This window comes from Halocynthiibacter sp. C4 (assembly GCF_028823805.1).
Lineage (GTDB): Bacteria > Pseudomonadota > Alphaproteobacteria > Rhodobacterales > Rhodobacteraceae > Falsihalocynthiibacter > Falsihalocynthiibacter halioticoli.
The window spans coordinates 1-279 of record NZ_JAPEIE010000011.1; the positions used below are offsets into that span (position 1 = coordinate 1).

1 protein-coding gene is annotated in these 279 nt (G+C 65.6%); it reads left to right on the top strand.

What is annotated here, in order from left to right; all coding sequences use genetic code 11:
- A partial coding sequence (locus tag OU789_RS16820; protein WP_274656946.1) for an ABC transporter permease subunit occupies window positions 1–279 on the top strand: 279 nt, incomplete at both ends.

Here is a 279-nt window from a genome sequence, read left to right on the forward strand (position 1 = left end):
TCTCGCTGTTCTACATCGCAATCTATTCCCGACTTGCCCGCGCCGCCATGCTGGAGGCTCAGGCTCAGGACTATGTGCGCACGGCCGCTGCGAAAGGGCTCTCTCCACTCACGATCACGGTGCGCCATGTACTGCGCAACGCCTTGTTGCCGGTGACCACGGTCGCCGGCATGCACTTCGGTGGCCTGCTAGGCGGCGCAGTGGTGGTCGAAACCGTGTACAGCTGGCCCGGCCTCGGCCGCCTCGCCTTCGAGGCCGTGATGAGCCGCGACTTCAGCG